Annotated in this window: 1 protein-coding gene; it reads right to left on the bottom strand. The window is 39.7% G+C overall.

Annotated features, from left to right (window positions below):
* Positions 1-271 precede the first annotated feature (271 nt).
* On the bottom strand, positions 272-1,435 hold the full coding sequence (locus tag ACHBGV_RS10225; RefSeq protein WP_394736274.1) for an IS30 family transposase: 1,164 nt from the start codon (positions 1,433-1,435) through the stop codon (positions 272-274).
* Between the last annotated feature and the right edge of the window lie 103 nt (positions 1,436-1,538).

Below are 1,538 nucleotides of genomic sequence, written 5' to 3'. Positions count from 1 at the left end.
GGTAAATTCTCAAAGTAAGTTCTAGTTCTCTTTCTTTCAGAAGTTACTTTGAGAAAACTGCATAACATCAACAGAATTTCGTCTCAGACTAAGTTCTGTTTTTGACTACAAATGTTGATAATAGTGAGTTTTAGGGTTGAAAAAGTTGAAAAAAAGAGTACACTAAAGTTACTGGCTCTGAGACGTCTCAAAGTAAGTTCTAGCTATCTGGAATTTTGGATGGGACAAGTTCCTTTCTATTTTGAAATTATTTTTTAATAAAAACTAGCGATTATTTATCCAATAATCGAGGTGATTGAATGACGTTCTCAGGGTCAATTTTAGAGATTCCCAAAAGTGTTGCCAATTCCTCACCGTAGGTAAATGTAAAGAGTTCATAGGCGGATTTTCCGTTGAAAGAAGCTCGTTTGATGCTGTTGACATGCGAACAAACCAGGTTGATGTCCTCCTGTGTCAAGTTGTCAAAAGAACTTCCTTTAGGAAGAATATCTCTGATAAGTGTGTGATTCTTCTCAATTCTCCCTTTCTGGTCAGAACGATTGGGGTCACAGAAGAAGAGCTTAGATTCTCCACGAACATCCATTTCGATGTCGTCCACTCTGGCGAATTCACCGCCATTATCGGTCAGAATGACAGGAAATATTTCGCAGAAGTCCATCTCTTTCTGATGTAGGTCATTCTTGATAGCGTAGAGATTTTTAGCGACCTCATTAGCTGTTTTATTATCAAGTAATCGAGCGAAGATAAAGTTACAGAAGGAGAGGTTAAAGGTGAGAAGTACCTTTCCGCCGATCCGTCCAGTAACGGTGTCCATTTCCAGCCAATAGCTGATTCCTTTCTCTGTGAGAAAGCGTTGGAAGTCCTCGTAAGACCGTCCTTCTTTGGCAGTTTTAGGAATGGGTTGTAGGTTTCTGGTTCTCCGCTTTCTGAATTTCACGACACGGGGGAAATCAATGGGCTTTGTGGAAAGATAGCCTTTTTCAAGGTATCTGTAGATAGAAGCTCTGGATGCCGAAAGTTCGTTTGAGGCGATGATGTGGTTGAGGTGTTGTCCCTTTTGGATGGCTGAAGAGACAATCTCGTCCATGCGATAGAATTCTTCCTTGTTTAGGGCAACACCTGTTCTCGAGTCTGAGAGCTTAGCTTCATAATCAAGCTGAGCTCTTTTTGCGTAGTAGAATTGTTTCTGGTATCCACAATTGATTCTCTTTTTCGGACAGGCATTACAAACGTAGGGAGCCTTTTTTAGTAGAGGGCAAGAATCACAATTAGATGTCACAGAATTTTCTTTAACCACTCGATTTCTCCGAACTTCTTTTGAGATTGTAGAAGGATCTTTACCTAACTTAGCTGCTATAGCTGAGAAGGGCTTAAGTTGTTCAATTCCTATTTGAATATCGTTGCGATCAGAGAGAGTTAAGTGTTTGTTTTTCATTGTCGATTGCCAACTTGTCCCATAGTAAGTTCTACCTTATTTCCTTGTCTCAGTCTAATTTCCAGTTTTTAAGACAGACTAGAACTTACTTTGAGAATTTAGC

Source organism: Streptococcus sp. A34, assembly GCF_043674115.1.
GTDB lineage: Bacteria > Bacillota > Bacilli > Lactobacillales > Streptococcaceae > Streptococcus > Streptococcus suis_V.
Note: the sequence above shows the minus strand (reverse complement) of the source record. Positions and strands in the feature narration are given on the sequence as shown.